The 22,864-nt window shown below is 71.3% G+C and carries 14 protein-coding genes; 1 reads left to right on the forward strand and 13 read right to left on the reverse strand.

All coding sequences use genetic code 11. The features are described 5' to 3' along the window. Together ACWDVB_RS36895 and sbnA are read right to left on the reverse strand one after the other, a co-directional pair. On the reverse strand, window positions 1-2,290 hold a 2,290-nt coding region (locus ACWDVB_RS36895; protein WP_451612032.1), incomplete at its 3' end, for a condensation domain-containing protein. A 102-nt stretch (window positions 2,291-2,392) separates the two neighbouring features. Beyond that, window positions 2,393-3,460, reverse strand: coding sequence for a 2,3-diaminopropionate biosynthesis protein SbnA (gene sbnA, locus ACWDVB_RS36900; RefSeq protein ID WP_451519333.1), 1,068 nt, complete (start codon window positions 3,458-3,460; stop codon window positions 2,393-2,395). Window positions 3,461-3,683: 223 nt separating this feature from the next. Here sbnA and ACWDVB_RS36905 point away from each other — a divergent pair, with 223 nt between their 5' ends. Continuing rightward, a complete protein-coding gene (locus ACWDVB_RS36905) occupies window positions 3,684-11,234 on the forward strand; it encodes an amino acid adenylation domain-containing protein (RefSeq protein ID WP_451519332.1) in 7,551 nt (2,516 codons plus the stop codon). A gap of 89 nt (window positions 11,235-11,323) precedes the next feature. Here the strand turns inward: ACWDVB_RS36905 and ACWDVB_RS36910 are convergent, their stop codons facing one another. From ACWDVB_RS36910 to ACWDVB_RS36960, 11 genes are all read right to left on the reverse strand, one after another. After that, on the reverse strand, window positions 11,324-12,085 hold the full coding sequence (locus tag ACWDVB_RS36910) for an AfsR/SARP family transcriptional regulator (protein ID WP_451612033.1): 762 nt from the start codon (window positions 12,083-12,085) through the stop codon (window positions 11,324-11,326). Between the two features lie 129 nt (window positions 12,086-12,214). Next, a complete protein-coding gene (locus ACWDVB_RS36915; RefSeq protein WP_451519330.1) occupies window positions 12,215-12,505 on the reverse strand; it encodes a response regulator transcription factor in 291 nt (96 codons plus the stop codon). A gap of 225 nt (window positions 12,506-12,730) precedes the next feature. Continuing rightward, window positions 12,731-14,926 carry an MMPL family transporter gene (locus tag ACWDVB_RS36920; RefSeq protein WP_451519329.1) on the reverse strand — a complete coding sequence of 732 codons (2,196 nt, stop codon included), beginning with the start codon at window positions 14,924-14,926 and terminating at the stop codon, window positions 12,731-12,733. Between the two features lie 100 nt (window positions 14,927-15,026). Next, window positions 15,027-15,833, reverse strand: coding sequence for a 4'-phosphopantetheinyl transferase family protein (locus ACWDVB_RS36925; RefSeq protein WP_451612034.1), 807 nt, complete (start codon window positions 15,831-15,833; stop codon window positions 15,027-15,029). A gap of 32 nt (window positions 15,834-15,865) precedes the next feature. After that, complete coding sequence (locus ACWDVB_RS36930) at window positions 15,866-17,026, reverse strand: acyl-CoA dehydrogenase family protein (RefSeq protein WP_451519327.1); 1,161 nt, start codon at window positions 17,024-17,026, stop codon at window positions 15,866-15,868. Further along, window positions 17,023-17,763, reverse strand: coding sequence for a hypothetical protein (locus tag ACWDVB_RS36935; RefSeq protein ID WP_451519326.1), 741 nt, complete (start codon window positions 17,761-17,763; stop codon window positions 17,023-17,025). The genes ACWDVB_RS36930 and ACWDVB_RS36935 overlap by 4 nt, the downstream gene beginning before the upstream one ends. Further along, entirely contained in the window at window positions 17,738-18,652 is a 915-nt protein-coding gene (locus ACWDVB_RS36940) for a hypothetical protein (protein WP_451519325.1), read from the reverse strand. Before ACWDVB_RS36940 ends, ACWDVB_RS36935 begins: the two co-directional genes overlap by 26 nt. Window positions 18,653-18,654: 2 nt before the next feature. Next, window positions 18,655-18,939 carry an acyl carrier protein gene (locus ACWDVB_RS36945; protein WP_451519324.1) on the reverse strand — a complete coding sequence of 95 codons (285 nt, stop codon included), beginning with the start codon at window positions 18,937-18,939 and terminating at the stop codon, window positions 18,655-18,657. 59 nt (window positions 18,940-18,998) lie between these two features. Continuing rightward, window positions 18,999-20,288: a type III PLP-dependent enzyme gene (locus ACWDVB_RS36950; protein ID WP_451519323.1), complete on the reverse strand. Its 1,290-nt coding sequence runs from the start codon at window positions 20,286-20,288 to the stop codon at window positions 18,999-19,001. Between the two features lie 2 nt (window positions 20,289-20,290). Next, complete coding sequence (locus tag ACWDVB_RS36955; protein WP_451519322.1) at window positions 20,291-21,688, reverse strand: preATP grasp domain-containing protein; 1,398 nt, start codon at window positions 21,686-21,688, stop codon at window positions 20,291-20,293. A 90-nt stretch (window positions 21,689-21,778) separates the two neighbouring features. Further along, window positions 21,779-22,711 carry a 3-oxoacyl-[acyl-carrier-protein] synthase III C-terminal domain-containing protein gene (locus ACWDVB_RS36960; RefSeq protein ID WP_451519321.1) on the reverse strand — a complete coding sequence of 311 codons (933 nt, stop codon included), beginning with the start codon at window positions 22,709-22,711 and terminating at the stop codon, window positions 21,779-21,781. Window positions 22,712-22,864: the final 153 nt, after the last annotated feature.

Genomic DNA, 22,864 nt, shown 5'->3' on the forward strand with positions numbered 1-22,864 from the left:
GTATGTGCGGGTAGTGGGCGTGCCACCGCTCGCACAGGTCGGCGGGCAGTGCCTCGCCGGTGACCATCAGCCAGCGCAGGGAGGGCAGTTCGGGGCCAGCCCCCTCGACGTCCCAGGCGTCCAGGGCAGCCCGGAGCAGCGAGGGCACCACTTCGAGTACCGCGACGTGTTCCGTACGCACCATCGCGAAGAGGGCGGTGGGGTCGGCGGCCATCTCGATGCCTGATACGCGTACCTGGCCGCCCACTACGAGCGGGGCGAGCATCTGCCACACCGAGACGTCGAAGGTCAGCGGGGCGTTCTGCACCACCGTCTCCCCGGCCGCCAGGTCGAGGTCGCCGACCTTCGCCCACAGGTGGTTGACCATGCCCGACCGCTGGACCATCGCCCCCTTGGGGCGACCCGTGGAACCGGACGTGAACATCACATACGCCAGATCCAAACCGCCCCCGACGCAGGGGAGTTCTGCGGTGCAGGCGGCGTCGGATGCCTCGGTGAGCGGAAGAGCGGTCAGATCCGGCCTGTCTTCGTCCCCGTCCGTCGCTATGAGCGCGGCCGCCGTCTCGCGGTACGCGCTGTCCACGAGGAGGAAGCGGGCCCCGCTGTCCTTCAGCAGAGCGGCGTTACGGGCCACCGGCGCGGCCGGGTCCAGCGGCAGATACGCGCCGCCCGCACCCAGCACACCCAGCACACCCGCCACGAACGGCACACCCGGGTCGGCCAGCATCGCCACCACCGAACCGGTGGCGATCCGCGCGGTGCCCAGGCGGGAGGCGACGCCCGCGGCCCGTGTCACCAGATCGCGGTAGGTGACACGGTGCGTGCCGTCGGACACGGCCACGGCGTCGGGCGTGCGCGCCGCCACGGCCCGCACTCGCTCGACGAGCCCTTCGTACGCATCCCGCTCGGCGGCCGGGTCCCAGGCGCCGAGCACCCCGAGGGGCTCACCGGGCGCACCCAGACCGGCCTGGCCGAGGGGCCGGTCGGCGGGCATCGCCGCGAGCTCGGACAGAAAGGCCTTGAAGCGGGCGAGGTGCGTGGCGAGTTCCGCCGAGTCGTACAGCTCGGGGTTGCCGTCGAGGTGGATCTCCATCGCGCCGTCGGCCGTGTTGAGGACGGTCATGATGAGGTCGTTGACGATGCCGGTGGAGAGGTTGATCACCGTGCCGCGGCAGTTGTCGCCGAAGGCGAGCTGCGGGTCCTGGTTGAGGACGTTGATGAACGGCCCGAAGGCGCGCCGGTCGTCGATGTGCAGGCCGATGTCACGGCGGATCCGGTCGCCCCGGTAGCGCTGGTGCTTGAGGGCGCCCGACACCTCCACCCATGCCTGGCGCAGGAGTTGGCGGCGGGTCATCTCCGGGCGTACGCGTACGGCGAGGGGCAGGTAGTTGGCGAGCATGCCGGGGATCTCACGGCTGACGGCGCCGACGCGGCCGGTCACCGGAAGGGTGAGCAGCGGTTCGGCGACGCCGGTCACGCGCTGCGCGTAGGCGGCCATCGCGGCGACCATCAGGACGGGCATGGTGACCTTGCCGTCCGCGGCCATGGCGCGCAGCGCGTCGGTGTCCTCGGCGCCGAGGCGGGAGGTGTGCCGCAGCGCGCCGCGTCCCCGGGCGGGCTCCTGGGCGGAGAGGGAGACGAGTTCCGGCGCCCGCCCGTGGCTGCCGGCGGTGAGGCGTCCGGTCCAGTAGGCGCGGTCCCGCTCGACCCTCGGCGAGTCCAGGTACTCGCGCTCGGCGTCCAGGAGGCGGTGGAAGGGCGGGATGGCGTCGCCGTCGAGTTCCGGCTCGGTGCTGCCTGCGGCGAGCCGGGTGTAGAGGGAGGCGAGCTTCGGGTACAGGAGCGCGCGGCTGAAACCGTCGGCAAGGATGTGGTGCATGCAGAGGTAGAGCAGATGGTGCTCGGGGCCCAGGGCGATGAGCGCGCCGCGGAACAGCGGGAAGTCGGTGACCTTCATGGGCTCGGCGTGATCGGCGCGCATCCACTGTTCGGCGGCGGCGAGCGGCTCGTCCTCGCCGCTGAAGTCGAGAGTCTTGAGGGGGAGTTGGGCGAGCGGCCGCACGATCTGACCGGGGGCGCCCGACTCCTCGACGAACTGCACGCGCAGTCCCTCGGCCTCGTGGCCGAGGCGCTGGAGCGCCCGCCCGAGCAGCTCGGTGTCGAGCGGGCCGCGCAGGTCGATGTAGTCGGCCATGTTGTAGGCGAGCGGTCCGGCGGTGAACTGCTCGTCGAACCAGATCTCGGCCTGTGCCGCGGTGAGCGGGAGGACAGCGCCTCGCTTGGTCGTCATTTCTTTCTTCCCCGTCATTCTCGGCCTCAGCCCTGTCCCGATTCCGGACCCGCTACTGCCACTCAGTCACTCAGTCACTCAGGAGTTCAGTCACTCAGTCACTCAGGCAGAAATCGTTTCGAATCCGGCACCGAATTCCGCGCCGGCCGCGCCGGCCTTACTGGACGCCCCGGTGATCGAAGACTCCGCACCCTCCGCCGCGAGAATTCCGGGACCGAGTGAATTCCGTACCCAGTCATCGTGGTAGACGGTGTCCATATAGCGCTCGCCCAGGTCCGGCGAAATGGTCACGGCGGTCACCTCGTCGCGCACGCCTCCGGCACCGTCCCCGTAATTCTCCGAGAGCCAGCGCAGCGAGCCGGTCACGACGGTGCCCGTGGAGCCGCCGAAGAGGAATCCGTGGCGCATCAGCTCTCGGCAGGTGCGGACGGTGTCCGCCTCCGCGACATGGACCGTGTCGTCGACCAGGGACTCCTCGAGGAGCGCGGGCCGCACGCTGGTGCCCAGACCCGGGATGTGCCGGGTGGCCGCGGGGCCGCCGAAGGTGACGGAGCCGACGCTGTCGACGGCGACCACCCGCACCGAGGGGCGCCGCTCACGGAAGTAGCGGGCGCAGCCCATCAGGGTGCCCGTGGTGCCTGCGCCGATGAACAGGACGTTCAGGTCGGGGAACTGGCGGGCGATGGCCGGTGCGGTGGTCCGGTAGTGGGCCATCCAGTTGCCGGGGCTCAGATACTGGTTGAGCCAGACCTTCTTCTCGTCGGCGGCCAGCAGCGCCTTGACGTGGCGGATCCGCGCGCCGAGGAAGCCCTCGGTCTCGTGCGGCTCGGTGACGACGTGGACCTCGGCGCCGTACGACTCCATGGTGCGGCGGGTCACGGCGTTGCAGCGGGAATCGGTCACGCACAGGAACTTGAAGCCCTTGCTGGCGGCCAGCACGCTCAGGGCGACTCCCATGTTCCCCGACGAGGACTCCACCAGGGTCGAGCCGGGGCCGAGGGCGCCGGCGGCCTCGGCCTGGGCGACCATCTCGCGGGCCGCCTTCAGCTTGATGGATCCGGCGAAGTTGAATCCCTCGACCTTCAGAAAGAGACGGCGTCCGAAGAACGGCTGCAGATTCACGAAGAGGTCGCTGACATCGAATTCATGCGACGCGGATATAACCGGCACTGACGACTCCTGGCCTTCGGTAACGAATTAGCCTCGCCGTGCACACTCCCCCCGCGCGCTGACGAGGGGCTGACGGACTGATGACGGGCCCGGCGCCGCAGGCCGGAGGCGGTGCCCGGCAGGTTTCGTCAGCGGGACGTCAGCTGATGGTCAGTTGCCGGTCAGTGTCATCGGAAATTGTCGTCGAATTCCGCGTATCTGGCTCTTCCGTGAGGAGCACGGCTTGAATCGCCCGTCCGCCATCAGTGAAGTACTTCCGCTCTCGCCTTTGCAACAGGGTCTGCTCTTTCTTTCCGAGTACGACCGCGAGGGAACGGACGTCTACACCATTCAGCTGGTGGTGGACTTCGAGGAGATGACCGACTCCGACGTCAGCGCGCTGCGGGGCGCGGCGGGGGCGCTGCTGGACCGGCACCCGAATTTGAAGGCGTGCTTCCGCCATCGGAAGAGCGGCGAGACGATCCAGGTGATTCCCGCCTCGGTGGAGCTTCCGTGGCGGGAGGTGGAGATGAGCGCCGTGGAGGGCGGGACGCCTGCGGTGGCGGAGGCCGACCTTCCGGCGCGGCTCGACCTCGTGGCCGAGGAGGATCGTCTGCGCCGCTTCGATCTGTCACGTCCACCTCTGCACCGCTTCACGCTGATCAGGGCGGGCGGCGGGCGCTGCCGGTTGGTGTGGACGGTGCACCACATCCTGGTCGACGGGTGGTCGATGGCGGAGCTGGTCCGCGAACTGGCCGAACTGGCGCGCCGGTTCGCCTCCGGCCCGGCCGAGCCCGCCTCCGTGGTGCGGGAGGATCCCTCCTCCGCCCCCTACCGCGCCCACCTGTCCTGGCTCGACGCCCAGGACAAGGAGGCGGCCCGGCAGGCATGGGCCGGGGCCCTGGCCGACGTGTCGGAACCGACGCGGCTCGTCCCCGCCATCGGTGGCGGAGACGGAGACGGAGAGGGGAACTGGAACGGAGAGGGGAACTGGAACGGAGACGGGAACGGAGACGGGAACGGAAACGGAGACGGCGTCCGGGTCGAGGGGCGAGGGGCGCTGCCCGAACAGGTCCCGGTCGACCTCACGCCCGAAGTCTCCACCGCCCTCATCCAGTTCGCCCGCTCCCGTGGCCTGACCGTCAACGCGGTGGTGCAGGGCTGCTGGGCCCTGCTCCTGTCGCGGCTGACCGGCCAGGACACGGTGGTGTTCGGCGCCGTGACATCGGGCAGACCGGCGCAGATCCCGGATGTCGAGCACATGGTGGGCCTGTTCGCCAACACGCTTCCCGTTCCCGTCCACGTGGACCCGTCCCGCACACCGGCCGAGCTCTTCGCCGCCGTACAGCGGGGCCAGGCCGAGCTGCTGCCGCACGAGCACCTGACGCTGGCGGAGGTCCAGCAGCTCACCTCCGTACGCGGTGAGCTCTTCGACACCGCCCTGATGTTCCAGAACTATCCGATAGGGCAGCTGCCGCTCACCACGGACGCGAGCCCTCGGGTGACCGGCGTCGACATCCGCTCCGCCACCCACTACCCGGTGACCCTCACGGTCTTCCCCGGTACGCCCCTCGGGCTTACCGTCAACCACGTCCCCGCCCGCGTTCCGCGCGCCGAGGCGCACCGCATCGGACGCCGCTTCGCGCGGCTCCTGGAGTCCGCCGTCAACCGGCCCGACGTGCCGTGCGGACGCCTCGACGTCCTGGACCGGGCGGAGCGGGCGCACGTGGTCGACGTACGCAACGACACCGCAGCGGAGCTGCCCGGGCACTGGCTGGCGCCGCTCCTGGAGGAGTGGTCCGTCCACACCCCCGACGCGCCCGCCGTCACCTGCGGCGACGAGCGCCTCAGCCACCGCGAGCTGCACGCGCGGGCCGACCGGATGGCCCACGCCCTGCGCGCGGCGGGCGCGGGTCCGGACCGTGTGGTGGCCATAGCGCTCGACCGGTCCTGCGACCTGGTCGTCGCCGCCCTGGCCGTACTCAAGTCCGGCGCGGCCTACCTTCCGCTCGACCCCGACTACCCCGCCGACCGCCTCCACTACATGCTGGCGGACGCCGCGCCGGTAGTGACGCTCACCCATCGCCGCGTCCGCGAACTCCTCGCCGAGGGGGTCGAGTCGAGCACGGGCCGGCTGTGGGTCCTCGACGACCCGGACGCCATGGTCACCCCGGATGCCAGCGGTCATCTGAGCGCCGTCGTCGCCCCGGATGCCGTCGTCGCCCCGGACGCCAGCGGTCACCTGGGCGCCCCTAGTGCCCTGGGCGGCTCCGGTCACCTGGGCGCCCCCGGCACCCCAGACGCCCCCGGCGACCCAACCGCCCCCGGCGACCCGAAAGGCACCGAGGCCCTCCGCCTGTCCGCCCCCATCCCACCCCCGCGGGCCGACCACCCGGCCTACGTCATCTACACCTCGGGGTCGACAGGCCGGCCCAAGGGTGTCGTCGTGCCGCACGGTGCTCTCACCAACCTGGTCCACGACATGCGCCGGCGCTTCGGGGTGACTCCCGCCGACCGGTTCCTCGCGGTCACGACCTTCGGCTTCGACATCGCCAACCTGGAGCTGTTCGTGCCGCTCGCGGCCGGTGCGGAGCTGCTCGTCGCCGACCGGGAGACCGTGCGCGACCCTGCCGCCCTGGCCGCCGCCGTCACGGGGCTCGGTGCCACCCTGATGCAGGCCACGCCCAGCCTCTGGCAGCCCCTCGTCACCGACCACGGCCCCCAACTGTCCCGCGTGCACGCCCTGGTGGGCGGCGAGGCACTGCCCGGTCCACTCGCCCGCGCGCTCACCGAGCACTGCGCGTCCGTGACCAACGTGTACGGCCCGACGGAGACCACCATCTGGTCGACGGCCGCGTCCCTGACACCGGACGCGCCCCGCACGCCGAACCCCCCGTCCAACCCCCCGTCCAACCCCCCGTCCGACCCCACGCCACCCCCCATCGGCGCCCCCCTCATCAACACCCGCGTCTACGTCCTCGACCAGGCCCTGCGCCCCGTGCCCGACGGCGCCTTCGGTGAGCTGTACATCGCCGGGTCCGGGCTCGCACGCGGGTATCTGGGCCGGCCGGGCCTGACCGCGGAGCGCTTCGTCGCCGACCCGTTCGGGCCCCGCGGCACGCGCATGTACCGCACCGGGGACATCGTCCGCTGGGAGCCGACGGGCACCGCCCTGGAGTACGCGGGGCGCAGCGACCACCAGGTCAAGATCCGCGGCTACCGGATCGAGCTCGGCGAGATCGAGTCCGTGCTCGGCGCGCAGCCCGGTGTCCAGCAGGCCGTCGTCACGGCCCGCGCCGACCACGGCGGGGACACCCGCCTGGTCGCCTATGTCGTACCGGCAGGGACCGACCGTGACCGGCTGCGGGAGCGCGCGTCCGCGGTGTTGCCCAAGCACATGGTCCCTGCCGTGTACGTTCCCCTGGACGTCCTGCCCCTCACCCCGAACGGCAAGATCGACCGCAAGGCGCTTCCCGCGCCGCCCGGCGAGCGGGCGGGGACGGGCAGGGCGCCGGCGGGAGCACGCGAGGAGCTGCTGTGCGCGGTCTTCGCGGAGGTGCTCGGCCTGGAGCGGATCGGCGCCGACGACGACTTCTTCGCCCTGGGCGGTCACTCGCTGTCCGCGATCCGCGTCGCCAACCGGCTGCGCGCGACCCTGGGCGTGGACGTCCCGGTGCGGTCCCTGTTCGACGCCCGCACCGCACAGGCCCTGGCCCGCACACTGCCGACGGCACCAGGCACACCAGGCACAGCAGCTTCACCAGACACACCCACCCCGCCAAAGCCAAAGCCACCCGCCACCCCCCGCCCACCCCTCCGCCCCACCCCCCACCGCCCCTCCACCCTCCCCCTCTCCTACGCACAGGAACGCCTGTGGTTCCTGAGCCGGATGGACGGCGCCTCCGGCACGTACAACATCCCCCTGGCCGTCCGACTCTCCGGCCCGCTCGACACCGCGGCGATGACGGAAGCGGTACGCGATGTGGTCGCCCGGCACGAAAGTCTGCGCACCGTCTTCGCCGAGGCGGACGGGCTCCCCGCGCAGCTGCTCCTCTCCGCCGAGGAGGCGGACGAGGCGGGTGCCCGCCTGGAGCAGGTGCACCTGCCCGGCGGCGAGTCCGCTCTCACCGCGGCCCTCGCCGCCGAGGCCGCCCACCCCTTCGACCTGTCGGCCCACGCCCCCATCCGCGCCCGGCTGTTCACCCTGGGCGCCGACTCCCACGTACTCGCGCTGACCGTGCACCACATCGCCGCGGACGGCTGGTCGCTCGGGCCGCTCGCCCGTGATCTGACGGCCGCCTACCGGGCCCGGCTCGCGGGCGGCGCACCGCGGTGGGAGCCGCTCCCCGTGCAGTACGCGGACCACGCCCTGTGGCAGCGGGAGCTGCTCGGCGCCAAGGACGACCCGGACAGCCTGCTCACGGCGGAACTGGCGCACTGGCGCGAGGCGTTGGCGGGTCTCCCGGAGGAGCTGGATCTGCCCGCCGACTTCCCGCGCCCCGCGCGGGCCGGCCATCGCGGCAAGAACGTCGCGTGCGCGGTGCCCGCCGAGACCCACGCCCGTCTGGTGGAACTCGCGCGGCGCGGCACGGCCAGCCTCTTCATGACCGTCCACGCCGGGCTCGCCGCCCTCCTGACCCGTCTGGGCGCGGGCACCGACATTCCGCTGGGCAGCCCCGTCGCGGGGCGCACGGACGAGGCGGTCCGCGATCTGGTCGGGTTCTTCGTCAATACGCTCGTCCTGCGCGCCGACACCAGCGGCGACCCCTCGTTCAGCACTCTCCTCTCCCGGGTGCGCGAGAGCGACCTGACGGCGTACGCCCACGCCGAGCTGCCCTTCGAGCACCTCGTCGAGGAGCTCAACCCGGCCCGCTCACTGTCCCGCCACCCCCTCTTCCAGGTCATGCTGGCGTTCCAGAACAGCACGGACCCGCTGCCCGCCCTGCCGGGGCTCACGGCCGCGGTCGAGCCGGTCGGCACGGTCACGGCCAAGTTCGACCTCTCCTTCCAGGTGACGGAGCGGACGGCCGCGGACGGCACCCCCGGCGGCCTGGACATCCTTGTGGAGTACAGCGAGGACCTGTTCACCGAGGCGACGGCGGCCCGCATCGCGCAGACGTTCGCCACCCTCCTCGATGCCGCGGCCCGCACCCCCGACGCCCCGCTCAGCTCGCTGGCCCTGCTCACCCCCGAGGAGCGCCACACGCTCCTCACGGTCTGGAACGGACGCCCCCACCCGCAGCCGCCGGTCACCCTCGTGTCCCTCTTCGAGGCCCACGCGGCCCGGACCCCGGACCACCCGGCGTTGATCGCGCCCGACCACGACCCGGCCGGGCCCGCCCACCTCACGTACGCCGAACTCAACACCCAGGCCAACCAGCTCGCCCACCTCCTCCTCCGGCGCGGTGTCGGGCCGGGCGACCTGGTCGCCCTGGCCCTGCCACGGTCCGCCCGGATGGTCGTCGCGGTGCTCGCCGTCCTCAAGACCGGCGCGGCCTATCTGCCCGTCGACCCGGACTACCCCGCCGAGCGCATCGCGTACATGCTCGGGGACGCGGCGCCCGCCGAGGTCCTGACCAGCGCGGCGGCCGTCGACGGCCTCCCCGTGCCGCCCGGCGGCGCCGCCTGTCTCGTCGTGGACGACCCGCGTACGTCGGCGCAGCTCTGCGACCGGCCCGGCACCGACCCCACCGACGGCGACCGCACCCGCCCGCTGACCCCGCACGACACCGCGTACGTCATCTACACCTCGGGCTCGACAGGCCGGCCCAAGGGCGTCGTCGTGCCCCACGCGGGCGTGGCCAATTTGGCCGCCAACCACCGGACCGGCCTGGGGGCCGGGCCCGGCACGCACGTCCTGCAGTTCGCCTCGTTCAGCTTCGACGCCAGCGTGTGGGAGATGTGCGCCTCGCTCTTCTCCGGCGGCACGCTCGTCCTCGCCACCACCGAGAGCAGACTCTCCCCGGAACTCCTGGCCGGTCTGATCACGGAGCACGGCATCAACCACGCGGTCCTGCCGCCCACCGTCGTCGCCGGCTTCCCGGCCACGGCCGCGCTCCCCGACGATCTCTGCCTGCTCGTCGCCGGTGAGGCCTGTCCGCCCGCCGTGACCGAGCGGCTCGCCCGCCAGGGCACACCGCTGCGCAACGCCTACGGGCCGACCGAGACCTCGGTCTGCGCCACCTGGAGCGAGCCGCTGGCCGCCGGCACCGGCGGCAGGCCGCCGATCGGGCGCCCCCTGGACAACGTACGGGTGTACGTCCTCGACGCGGCCTTCTCCCCGGCGCCCGTCGGTGTCACCGGCGAGCTGTACATCGCCGGTGACGTCCTCGCCCACGGATATCTGGGCCGCCCCGCCACCACGGCGGAACGCTTTGTCGCGGACCCGTACGGGCCGTCCGGCGCGCGCATGTACCGGACCGGTGACCTCGTGCGGTGGCGGCCCGACGGCACCCTCGATTTCCTCGGCCGCGTCGACCACCAGGTCAAACTCCGCGGCTTCCGCATCGAGCCGGGCGAGGTCGAGGCCGCCCTCGTCCGCCATCCGGTGGTCGCCCAGGCCGCCGTCGTCCTCACGCCGTCGCCGACCGGCGAACCGCAGCTGACCGGGTACCTCGTGCCCGTGCCCGGCGTCGCCGCCGTCGACGTGCCCGTCCTGCGGGCGTACGTCGCGGAGTCCCTGCCCGCACACATGGTGCCCGCGGCACTGGTGACCCTGCCCGCGCTGCCGCTGACGGCGAACGGCAAGCTCGACACCCGGGCCCTGCCCGCGCCCACGACGAACGCCACCGCGGCCCCTGCCCCCGGGCGCGCACCACGGACGCCCGCGGAACAGATCCTGGCCGACGTCTTCCGCGAGATCCTGGGCCTGGAAGAAGTGGACGCCGACGGGGACTTCTTCGCCCTGGGCGGGGACAGCCTGCGCACGGTACAGATCGTGAGCCGCGCCGAAAAGGCGGGACTCACCCTCTCGCTGGCCGACATCTTCACCCACAAAACGGTGGCGACCCTCGCAGCAGCCGCCCGCCCCTCCGCCCTCTCAGTACCCTCCGCCCCCACCACGACCGTCCCGCAAGCCCCCCTGCTGCCCCTCCTCCCCATCCGCCCCACCGGCACCGCCGCCCCTCTCTTCTGCGTTCACGGAGGCGTCGGCTTCGGGTTGCCGTACGCGGGGCTTGCGCCGCACATCGACGTGGACCGGCCCCTGTACGCCCTGCAGTCCGACGGCATCGCGGCGGACGCGGATGGTTGGGACCGGCCGCGGGACATTCCGGCGCTCGCGGCGGCCTACCTCGACCGCGTCAAGCAGGTGCAGCCCCAAGGGCCCTACCACCTTCTCGGCTGGTCCTTCGGCGGCCTGGTCGCGCACGAGATGGGCGTACAGCTCCAGGCGGCGGGCGAAGAGGTCGCGTTCCTCGCGGCGCTGGACGTCTATCCCGTGGCCCCGCACGACCCGAGCCCCTCCGACGAGGAGATCCGCGCCGCGTTCCTCGCACACCACGCCAAGGGTGCCGAGATCAGTGAAGAGGACCTGCGCCGCCTTATGGCCGTCATGCGGCATCACACCGATCTGGCGACGGGGTTCACGCCCGGACGCTTCAAGGGCCCCCTCACGCTCTTCGCCGCCACGGGAGGGCAGCAGGCCCCGGACACCGAACTGGCGCAGCGCTGGCGTCCGCACCTGGACGGGCCGCTCACCGTGCACGACGTGCCGTGCGGCCACGAAGAGATGCTCGCGCCGCGGGCCGCCCAGCACATCGGGGCACTGATCGACTCGGCGCTGGCCCGTCGCTGAACCGGCCCGTCGCTGAAACGCGAAGGCGCCGGCAGCCCGATAAGGAGCTGCCGGCGCCACGAAGCGGCCGAACCGCTGTCACACGGCGGTCAGAGCGAAGGGTCCTGCATCAGAATCGCCTGGTAGAGGTGGTGCAGCCGGCGGCTCGGCTTGAGCCCCAGCTCGTCGTCGAGCCACTTGCGCGTGCGGTGGAAGATGTCGACGGCCTCCGACTGCCGCCCGGAGCGGTACAGAGCGATCATCAGCTGCTCGCTGAACCGCTCACGCTCCGGATACTGCGCGAGCAACTGCTTCAACTCGGCGACGACGACCCCCGCTTCGCCGGCCTGGAGCTGAGCCGCGATGAGGTCTTCCTTCGCGGTCTTGCGCTGTTCGTCGAGACGGAGCGCCACGGCCCTGCACCGGGGTCCGTCGCTGGCGTCGAGCAGAGCCGGGCCCCGCCACATGGAGAGGGACTCGCGCAACAGATCCATGGCCTCGTGCGGCCGCTGTTCGACCAGACTCGCGCCCTTCTCCGCCGTACGCAGAAAGCGGTACGCGTCCAGCGTGCCCTCAGGAGCCTCCAGTATGTAGCCGTTGTCCACCGTACGGATATGCACTTGGTCAGGTCCGTCGAGCCCCAGTTCCCCCAGCGACTGGCGCATGCGCTTGACGTTCGCGTGCAGGGCGTTCCGCGCGTTCTTGAGCGTGGTTTCACCCCACAGTTCGTCGATGAGTTCGTCGAATGCGACCACCAGGTTGCAGTTCAACGCCAGCATCGCGAGCATGACGCGGTTCTTCTTGGCCCGCATGCCGACGGTCCGACGACCGTCCCCGATCAGCAGCGGGCCCAATATGGAGATGTGTACCAATTCTCGTCCCCTAGCTAAGAATTGAAGTCTTAATCCCACCTCGCGATGTCGCACCCGGCACACAGGACAGTGGTCGACTGTTCCGCCCGGTCTGACAGAGGGAAGCCCTGGGAGTAAACCCCTAACCGGTCAATTATCTGTCACGGTGGGGCGATTCGGCACTGTACCTTCGTACATGAGCTGATGCGCCTGGGCCACCAGACCCACCTGAAGTCGGGATTCCACTTCCAGCTTGGCCAGAATGGCCGCGACATGAGCCTTTACGGTGCGCTCCGTGACGTGGAGCCGGGCAGCGATACCACGGTTGGAATGGCCCGCCCCCAACAAGCCGAAGACCTGGGTCTCCCGTTCGGAGAGGGTCCCCACCCGAGCGAGCTCGATCTGCCAACGCGCCGAGGGCACCTCGTTGTCATCGCCCATGACCCCCCCTGGTCCACCCGCTCCCCCGATGCGCACGCCGAAAGGCACCCGGCGAACGCAGACGCGAGTCTACAACTCCCACCACTTTCAGCCACAGCAATCACAAGTTGAACACGCGACGTACAAGCCGTACGGCGAGCGAAGAGCACGCAAAAGTGGCTGTGGGGAGGGCCGAAGCCCTCCCCACAGCCACCGGAAGAAATTCTCGCGAGGATCAAAAAACGGTCATGGAGCGGGAGTTCGCTCCGCCACCGCGGCCGGGATGCGTGCCGGCCGCGACTCGTCCTGGCGCGCGAGCCGCGAGGGCCACCAGGTCTTCCAGCCGAGCAGGGTGACCACGGCCGGCAGGACGACGATCCGGATGAGCGTGGCGTCCAGGAACACCGCGCACGCCATGCCGACGCCCATCTGCTTCATCTCGATGAAGTTCAACGAGGCGAGCAGCGCGAACACACAGACCATCACCACCGCGGCGCTCGTCACCACGCCCGCCGTCCGCGTGATGCCCTGTTCGACGGCGTCCCGGATGGACAGCCCGCCGCGCGCCGCCTCCCTGATCCGGCTGACGACGAAGACGTGGTAGTCCATCGACAGACCCAGCAGGATCACGAAGAGCATCAGCGGCAGCCAGGCCACCACCCGGCCCGTGGACTCGAAGCCGAGGATGCCCTCCGCCCAGGTCCGCTGGAAGATCAGCGCGAGCAGACCGAACGAGGCGACCGCGGACAGGACGTTGAGGACCACCGTGATCAGGGCGAGCATGAGCGACCTGAAGGCGATGGCCATGACCAGGAAGGTCAGCAGCAGCGCGACGCCGAGCACCCAGGGCATTTTCTCGACGACGTTCGCGCGGTAGTCCACGTCATACGCCACATCGCTGCCGCCGACCGCGAAGTCGGCGCCCTCGACCTTGCCGACCGTGTGCGGCGCGATGTCGTCGCGCAGCACGGACAGGGACTCCCGGGCCTTCTCGGAGCTGCTGTTGAAGCGGGTGCCGACGGCGACCGTGGCGACCGTGCCGTCCTTCGACGTACGGACCTCGGGCGGCGGGGTGTGCGTGAAGAGGTCGTTCCGCTCGGCCTTGTCGACCAGCTCGGCCACCGCGGCACGCAGCTCGCCGGTCCGTTTGCCGGGCACCTGCACGGCGACGGTGTGGGTGTCGGCCTGGCTCGGGAAGGACTTGGTCAGACGTTCGTTGGCCTGCATCGCCGGTATCGACTTGGGCAGGTCGTCGATGCCCGTGGCCTTGAGCTTCAGATCGAGAGCCGGCAGGGCGAGAGCCAGGAGCACGCCGACGGAGAGCACGAGGGAGATGACCGGGTGGCGCAGGGACGGCTTGAGCATCGTCGACCACAGTCGGGGCTTGACGCCGCCCTTCTGCGTGAGCCGCCACACCAGGGGCACCCGCGGCTTGTCCAGATAGCGGCCGAACTTGGACAGCATGGCCGGCAGGACGGTGAGCGAGGCGAGCATCGCGATGGCGACGACCAGCACCGCTCCGGTCGCCATCGACTCGAAGGCGATGTGCCCGGCGAGGTAGAGCGCCCCCATGGAGACCATGACGACCAGGCCCGACACCATCACGGAGTGGCCGGAGGTGGCCGCGGCGATCTCGATGGCGTCGATGTTGCCGGCGCCGAGGGCGCGCTCCTCGCGCTGCCGCTTGAGATAGAAGAGTGAGTAGTCGACGCCGATGGCCATGCCCATCAGGACGATGATGTGGGTCACCGGGCCGGGGTCGGGCACGAGTTGGGAGGCGACACCCCACAGGCCGAGGCCGGCGAGTACCGACGAGATGCCGAGGACGACGGGGACGCTCGCGGCGACGATCGCGCCGAAGACGAAGACCATGACGAGCAGGGTCACCGGCAGGCTGAGACCGGTCGCCTTCGTGAGGTCCTTCGCCAGCATGTCGTCGAGCCCGGCCTTGATGGAACCGGCACCGACGAGTTCCACGCGTACGTCCGTGTGGGACTGCCGGGCCTTGTCCAGCCGGTCGAGCAGCGGCTGCACCCGGTCGGCCGCGGTCTCCGGGTCGCCCTTGAGCGTCACCGGGACCAGCAGGGCCGAACCGTCCGGGGCGGAGACGGGTTCGCCGATCGAGGCGACGTCCTTGGCGTCCTTCAGCGCGGCCACGGCGTCATCGGCCGCCGCCCGCGCCGCGTCCTGGTCGAGCTTGCCCTGATACGGCGTGACCAGGATGTTCTCCACCGCGTGGTCCTCAAGGCCCCCGCTCTTGGCGATGGCGGCCGACCGGCCGGACTGGCCGATGGCCAGGTCCGAGTCGGTGGCCGACCGGGTGCCGGTCATGCCACCGACCACCAGCGCGCCCAGGACGAACACCACCCAGAGCGTCATCGCCCACCACGGATGGACGGCGCTCCACCGCGCGGACCTGGTGATCAGGTTCCTGCCTCCCACGATTACTTTCCCCTCCTCGAACGAAATACCCGGGATCGCGGGACGCAGGCCTGGCTCAAGATTCCGGCCGGTCTTTACCGCGCGCTCTTACGCTCTCAATCTAGTGACGCTCCGACGCCTGATCACGGGTACAAGTACGTTGATCCAAAGGGGAGTTTCGTCTACTTGACACCGCCCCGGCCGACATGATCTCGGCTTCTTCCCGCAGAACTCCCCGCGTCTCGCTCGGCGGAGTGTCCTGCGGAATGGGACGCCACATCCTCAGCGACACATGAAAAGGCCTTTCGCCCACCAATGCAACGGCTCCCGCACGCCCTTCTGGAAGCGGAAGATCAGCGACTCTCCAGGGCCCGGGAAGCGGCCCGGTGGAGTGCCGCACAATAACCTGCGCGTCGGTGTGGGCGACAGGGAGTCCCATTCCCTGAGTGAGCCGGCCGCCGGCGGCCTTCACGCACGCCTCTTTCCTGACCCATAGCCGGGTGAAGGCGTTCCGGCCGCCGGACTCCACCAACTCCCGTTCCTCTTCGGGGAAGAAGCGCCGGGCGAGGCGCGCGCCGTCCAGGTCCGTGCGGGCCTCTTCCACATCCACGCCGACCGGCCGGGGGGCCAGGGCGAGCAGGGCCAGGTCTCCCGAGTGCGACAGGTTGAAGTGCGGCTGCTCCACCCCCGCGACGGCAGGCTTGCCCCAGCGGCCCCGCTCGAAGCGCACCGTGTCCGGTGCCCGGCCCAGTTGCGCGCCGACGATGATCCGGGTGGCGGCGTGCGCGATCACGAAACGGCGCCGCATGCCGGGGCGCTGCCCACGGCGTGCGCGCGCCTTCTCGTCATCGTCGAGGAGGTCTTCGAGGGCGGGCGGATATCCGTCCGGGCCGGGCCCGGCACCGAGCGGTATGTGCCACACCACCACCTGGTCCACCTCGCGGCCCGGGTCTGCCGCGCTCAGCTCCTCCCCACCTTTCCCGTGTGGAGCCCCTGGAAGAGATTGAGCTTCTGGACGGTGCGCGTCCCTTCCATGAACTCCACGCCCCGGGCGTCCCTGGCGAGCTTGTCCAGGAGAGGGTGGTCGAGGCGGGCGCCGGGTCCGAAGAAGCCGAGCGCCTGGATCGTCACGTCCTCCGCGAGCTCGCACGCGCGGGCCTTCGCCGCCGACGCGAGATGCCCGGCGGAGGGCCGCGCGTCCACGGCGAGGGCGGCGCGGTACGTCAACAGCCTGGCCGCGTCGATACGGCGACCCAGCTCATCGAACAGCTCGCGTTCCGCGCCCCGCAGCAGCTGCCGGTGCTCGCCCACGTACTCATGGGCGGCGCGGGCGATGCCGAGGGCGATCGCCGCGACGCTGGGGCGCAGCTGGTTGAAGACGTTGACGATGCTCCACATGCCGCGGCGGGTCGGCGGGAGGTGCGCGCCCAGCACCCGCCCGGCCGGGACCGGCACCGAGTCGAGCGTGATGTGGGTGAGCTGGACGCCGCGCAGCCCGACCGTGGGCAGCGGCTCGGCACGGAAGCCGGGGTCGGAGGTGTCCACGAGTACGGCCATCACGCCGAGCCGCTCGGTGCCCGCGACGCGCGCGAAGACGGCCGCGACGTCGGCGCGCGCGCCGTTGCCGACGTACCGCTTCTCGCCGTCGAGGACGTACGAGCCGTCGCCCACCGGGGTCAGCGTGACGGTCATCTCGCCGATGGCGGAGCCCCGCTCGGGCTCGGTCAGGGCGAAGCAGGTCCAGCGGGGACGCTCGGCGAGCCTGCCGTACACCCAGTCCCGCTGCTCCTGGCTGCCCAGGACGCCCAGCAGCACCCCGCACATCGAGGGTCCGGGCGAGGCCAGCATCATCCCGGCGTCGCCGCGCGCCAGCTCCTCGCTGACCAGGACCCGCTCCAGGGTGGCCAGACCGTGCGCGGGCCCGCTGCCCGCGTCCCGGCTCGACCGCTCCCAGCCGGGCGGGACCTCGTGCCCGGCGAGGAAGCGCACCGCGGGCAGGTCCAGATACCGGTGGATGGCGTCCGGGTCCCGGTCGAGCTCCAGGGCGCCCGCGCGCAGGCCGTCGGCCCAGCCCCGTACGTACTGATGCGTGGTCGCGAGCGAGCCGGGCAGGCTGATCACACGGTCCCCTTGTCGGTCTCGTACGAGGTGCCGGGCCGCGGCCCGCAGTACACGTCGGCGAGGAGTTCGGAGGCGTGGGCGTCCATGCCCGGCCCCCCCGCCGTGAAGCCGTGCGCGCCGAGCAGCCGCAGCAGCGCGCGGTCGGCCCGGGTGATCTGCGCCTGGAGCCGGGTGAGGGTGCGCTCGTCCACCGGTTGCCGGGGACCCAGCGGCGCACCGCCGGGCCCGGCACCGTCGGTGAGGTCGTCGAGGACGCCCTCGATCTCCAGGTGTTCGATCAGCACGTCGGCGACCGATCCCTTGACCATCTGCTGCATGAGCAGCGAGGCCCCTTCCACCTGCCGTGCCGCCAGATAGGCGATGCAGGCGTCCCGCAGCCGCTCGGACATCCCGAGCCGCAGCCAGGCGAGACCGGCGTTCCAGTCGAGGAACGCGGGCCCGGCCCCGGGCGGCGGCTCATGGCCGCCCGCACCGGGCCGCAGGACGGCGAGCCCGGGCAGCGGCCCGTCACTCTCGCTCGCGGTACCGGTACTGGTCCCGCCGTCCTCCGAGCGCTCCATCGCGGCGAACTCGTCGAGGAGCTCCTTCGGGAGTACGGCATGTCCGCGCGGGCCGCGCGGCGGCGCCCCGGGGGACAGGGCCCGGGTCAGCAGCGTCAGCGCGGGCACCAGCCCGTCGGCGCGCGCGTTCACCCGCGCCTCGTGCCCGTGCTCACGCACCTCGGTCGAAACGGTCAACGGATCCCAGCTCCCCCATGTCGAGCGTGCAGTAGGCCAAGAAGTCCCGCTCACGGTCGTAGTCGGCCACGACCACGGGCCGGGACGGGACCGCCGCTTCCAGGAGCGCGGTCCACACGCCCGTGCACGGCTGCCCCAGCACACCCCTCGCCACCACTTCGCCGTGCGGCGGGAGCGCGGGACCCGCGGCGCCCCCCTCGCCGCCTCCGCCGGCGGAGAGACCCGCACCGGCCACGACCGCCGCCGCCTCGTCCCACCGCGCGTACACCTCGGACGACGGCCGCCCGTGCGCCATGCCCCGCACGGCGCCCTCGCCCCCCGGCCACTCGACGAGCAGCGCCACCGCCTCGTCCGCACGGACGGTGACCTGGCCCGCGTCCGGCACGGCATACGGCTGCGTGGACTGATCCACGACCAGCAGGAGCAGCCGCCGGAAGCCGCGGCGCCGGGCGTACTCCACCGCCACCCGCAGCGCGCTGAACGGCGCGAGGACACCCTGGTCGGAGAGGGCGAACGACAGCGGTTCGCCCGGCAGCAGCCGCTTCACGCAGGACGCGACCAGCTCGGCGTGTTCGAAGTCCGGGGTGGCGTAGGCGACCACCACCACCTCGGGGCACTCAGCCGCGGCCAGCGGTCCCAGCGCGTCGAGCGCGCCGTACGCCAGTTCCACGGAGGTGCGCCGCCCCGAGGCGGCGTACCGCTCACGGTCGAAGGCCACCCCGTAGGGGGCGCCCATCTCGCGGAAGAAGTCCTCCCGCACGGGGTCGGGGTCGTACGCCACGCCCGGCCCCGGCACGGTGTGCCTCGCCGCCCGGACGACCCGGGGCACGGCGGCCGAGGAGTCCGCCCCGGCATCCGGGCGCCGCACGGGCGCAGTCGTGCGGAACATGCTCAGCCGCTCGTTTCCGCCGCGACGAAGCCGGCGAGGGAGCCCACCGTCTCGAAGTGCGTCATCTCCAGCTCGTCGGCGTCGAACTGCACACCGAGGATCTCCTCGATGGTGATGAGCAGTTCGAGCGCGCTGCTGGAGTCGAGGCCCAGCTCGTCGAAGAGCCGTACGCTCTCCGCGGCCCCGGTCACGTCCTTGTTCAGAACCTCCGACAGGCCCTCGCGGACGGCGTTCACATACCGCTCGCGGTCCGCGGTGCTCAGGGCGACTGCGGTGTTCTCGGTCATGGGGATCTCCTTGTTCTCAGGGTGTGTTGCTCAGCAGGTGTCGGGAGTCGTGCGGGGGCTCAGCCCTCGTCGTCGGTGCCGGTGGGCTCGTACAGCCGCTGCCGCCCGAGCATCACCTCGACGTCGTCCCGCTCGCGGATCAGCTGCGCCCGCCCGTCCAGGACCAGGACCTCCGACGGGTATCCGTGGCTCAGGAAGTGCACCGGCGAGGCCGTCGGACCGTACGCGCCGGAGCGCTGCACGCCCACCAGCTCACCGGCGCGCAGCGGCGGCATCGGCACCTTCTTGCCGATGACGTCGTTCGGCGTGCACAGCGGCCCGGTGATGTGCCAGGGCTCGGTGGCCGGCTCATCGACGCGCTCCAGGGCGGCCATGGGGAAGTTCCGCTTCACGTACGAGCCGATGCCGACCGCCGCCATGTGGTGGTTCGTGCCGCCGTCGGTGACGGCGAAGTTCTCGCCCATCGACGTCTTCGTGTAGCGCACCCGCGTCACATAGGTGCCGGACGCGGCGACGAGGAAGCGGCCCAGCTCCATGATCATGCGAGTGCCGGGGTGCCGGGCCGTGAAGTCCTCGATGAGGGGGTTGAGGTGCGCGGTCAGCTCCGCGAGGTCCAGGTCCTTCTCGTTGTCGAAGTAGGCGATGCCGAGGCCGCCCCCGACGTCAACCATCTCCAGGGGGAAGTCCAGGTGCGCCGCCATGCGCTCGGCCAGGTCCAGGATGCGGCGGGTGTTCTCGACGACGGTCTCCTCGCCGAGGATGCGCGTGCCCAGGTAGACCTGGACGCCCATGAGCCGCACGGCGGGGTAGCGGGCGGCCAGCTCCGGCGTCTCGGCGAGCAGCTGCTCCTCGTCCATGCCGAACTGGCGCGGCTTGCCGCCCATCGTCAGGCCCGAGCCCTTGACGGTGAAGCTCGGGTTGACGCGCAGCGCGACCCGCGCGGTGACGCCGCGCTCACGCGCCACCTCGTCGATGAGGGCCAGCTCGCCGAGGGACTCGCAGACGACGGCGTAGATGTCCTCGTCCAGGCAGGCCGCCAGCTCGGCGCGGCTCTTGCCGGGGCCGAGGAAGATGATGTCGTGCGGCGCGACGCCCGCGCGGCGCGCCGTCACCAGCTCGGTCAGCGAGGAGACCTCGGCGCGGGCACCGCAGCGGTGCAGCAGGGAGCAGATGGAGATGTTGGGGTTGGCCTTGAGGGAGTAGAAGACCTCCAGGGAGGGGTGCAGATGCTCGCGCAGCCCCTGGAAGCGGGTGGTGATCTCCTCGCCGTCGTACAGGTAGAGAGGTGTGCCGAACTCCTCGGCGAGTTCGGTGATGCCGACGCCCTGCACCTCAAATGCGACGCTCACGTTCAGCTCCGTTCCGTGTGGGCCGCGAGGCGGCGGGTGATGTCGGCGTCGAGCGCGCCGACCAGGTCGTCGGAGGCGGCCACGAGCACGCCGTACAGCCGTCCCTCGAAGCCGTCGGTGCCGTCGGTGGCGGCGGCGTTCACCGTGGCGTAGTTGTTCACGAACAGGCCGTGGGGGCGCGGGCCCCGCTCCTCCAGCAGCAGCCCGGACAGGACCTCGCGCAGCTCCGAGAAGGGCAGCGGCCGGTCGAGGCGGACCGGGAAGTGCCGCGCGACGGCGACCTCGTCGGCTCCGGCGAGACCTTCGTGCACCACGTTCTGGTACGTGGACATGTTGTTGCGGGCGTTGATCTCGATGATCGGGTAGAGGCCCTCGTCGGGGTCGACCATCGCGTCGATGCCCACCACTCCGAAGTAGCCGTCGGTGGAGAGCCGCTCCCCGAGCCGGTGCGCGGTGCGGGTGATCTCGTCGACCTGCGCCTCGCTCAGCCGGGCCGGCATGCGGTGCCCCTTGTGGACGCCGTTCTCGGTGAGCAGTTCCTTGACGAAGTCGAAGTGCGTGGAGCCGTCGCGGCCGACCGTGAACTGGTAGTTGAGGTCGGCCCGCTTGGCGACCCACTCCTCGATCACGAGGGCGGTACGCGGGCTCGTGCCGTCGGCCGCCGCCGCGCGTTCGGCCTGCGCGACCGCCATCCGGTGCAGCCGGGCGAGCCGCTTCGCGCTGTCGAGTACGACGATGCCCTTGCCGGACACGCCGAAGGCGTCCTTGATGACGACCCGGCGCCCCGCGTCGAGCAGTTCACCGGCCGCGTCGACCGCGGCCGCCAGCTCGTCGAGCGTCTCGCAGGCCCAGCCCCGCGCCTGCCGGATGCCCAGCTCATCGGCGAGCCTGCGGCTGTAGACCTTGCTGTTGACGCGCTTGCAGACGGCGGCGGGGGGTGCGCCCAGGCGCAGCCCGGTCCGCTCGGCCAGCTCCTCCTCCACGGTGGAGATGCCGTGCGCCGTCAGCCGCGCTCCGTCCCCGGCGAGTGCGGACAGGGTGCGCAGCAGCTCCGGGTCGGCGAGGGCGTCCTCGCTGACGGTGCGCTGCGGGTCCTGCCCGGCCACCACGTGGACGGTGGGCAGCGTGAGGCCGAGGCCCTCCAGGTAGGCGCGGTAGCCGTCGTCCAGGGGCGTCTTGAGGACGACGTGGTCGTCCTTGCCGCCGAGCAGCAGCGCGAACTCGTCCATGCGGTTCACGACGGCGCTGCCCGCGTGGGAGGCGACCCGGGGCAGTGCCGGTTCACCGAGCGCCCACTGGTTCTCCACCTCGAAGTTGCCCAGGAACACCAAGGGCGTGTCGGCGGCCCCGGTGACGGCGTACTTGAGGCGCCCGCTGAAGCCGGCGGACGGAAGATGCATGTCGACCTCGATCATTTCTCGTGTGCGCCCGCTCGGGTGCGCGGTGTGCGACTGACGGGGGAGGGGGCTCGGTGCGACTGGCGTGGGGACTCAGTGTTCGAAGACCATGGCGGCGAAGGTCGCCCCGAGCCCCACGCTGGTCATGAGGTAGCGGTCGCCGGGCCGCAGCCGCCCCAGCTCCCCGGCCTTCTGCAGATTGATGAAGGGGTCGGCGCAGAAGCAGTGCCCGGTCTTCGGCACCAGGTCGAGGAAGACCCGGTCGAGAGGCAGGCCGAGGGCCTTGCAGACGCCGATCCACGACAGCCGGTTGACGTTGTGCGGCAGTACGAGCGCCAGGTCGTCGAGGCCGCACTCCGCTTCCTCCAGGGCCGCGGTGATCACCTCGCACAGACCGGGCCCGTACAGCTCCTGGAACTCCTTGGCCGCCTCGTCGCCCATGATGAACTCGTCGCCGAACTGCGTGTGCGTACGGGCGGCGTAGCCGAGCATCCGGTCGCCGCCGACCCGGTCCGCGCTCACCAGCAGGGCGACCGTGCCCTCACCCATCACCGTGACGTCCGGGATGGACTGGGTCTGGGCCGTGCACACCTTCTCTCCGGCGAGGACGAGAGCGAGCGCGTCCGGGTCCGGATCGGCGGCGAGCAGCGTCCCCGCGATGTCCACGGCGAGCAGCCCCGAGGCGCAGGCGTGGTGGGAGACGACGAACCCGGCGGCGTGTTCGAGCCCGAGTGCGGCCTGCACCGGACCGAGCGAGGTCAGCGGATAGGGCATCGGCGAGGGCATGGTCCGCGCCTGCACGACGTACTTGACGCGCTGCTCCTGCCCGCGCAGCTCCACGAGCTTCGCCGTGGCCCGCAGCAGCAGCTCCGGCTCGGTCGCCGCCGGGTCGCGGCAGACCTCGGACAGCCCGTAGAAACGCTCGTAACGCCTTAACTGAACATCTGTGAGCTGGAGTTCCTTCTGGAAACGGGAGATCGGGATGGTGTCGGGAAGGCAGCTGGAAACTGCCACGATCGACGTCATACCGGCAACAGTCACCGGAGGCGCTGACGACCCGGTGACGGTGGACTGACTGTTCTCACCGACTGTTCTACGGGTGGCGACGGTTTCACGTGAAACACCGTGGGGCGGGAGACCGGATGGTCTCCCGCCCCACGGCGTTGTCGTCGCTGTGTG

The organism is Streptomyces sp. NPDC003379 (assembly GCF_053589195.1).

Bases quoted from the DNA above. Each gene is read 5' to 3' on its own strand.
- ACWDVB_RS36955 (WP_451519322.1), bottom strand. From the start codon at position 21,688: ATGCATCTTCCGTCCGCCGGCTTCAGCGGGCGCCTCAAGTACGCCGTC.
- ACWDVB_RS36960 (WP_451519321.1), bottom strand. From the start codon at position 22,711: ATGACGTCGATCGTGGCAGTTTCCAGCTGCCTTCCCGACACCATCCCG.
- ACWDVB_RS36915 (WP_451519330.1), bottom strand. From the start codon at position 12,505: ATGGGCGATGACAACGAGGTGCCCTCGGCGCGTTGGCAGATCGAGCTC.
- ACWDVB_RS36945 (WP_451519324.1), bottom strand. From the start codon at position 18,939: ATGACCGAGAACACCGCAGTCGCCCTGAGCACCGCGGACCGCGAGCGG.
- ACWDVB_RS36940 (WP_451519325.1), bottom strand. From the start codon at position 18,652: ATGTTCCGCACGACTGCGCCCGTGCGGCGCCCGGATGCCGGGGCGGAC.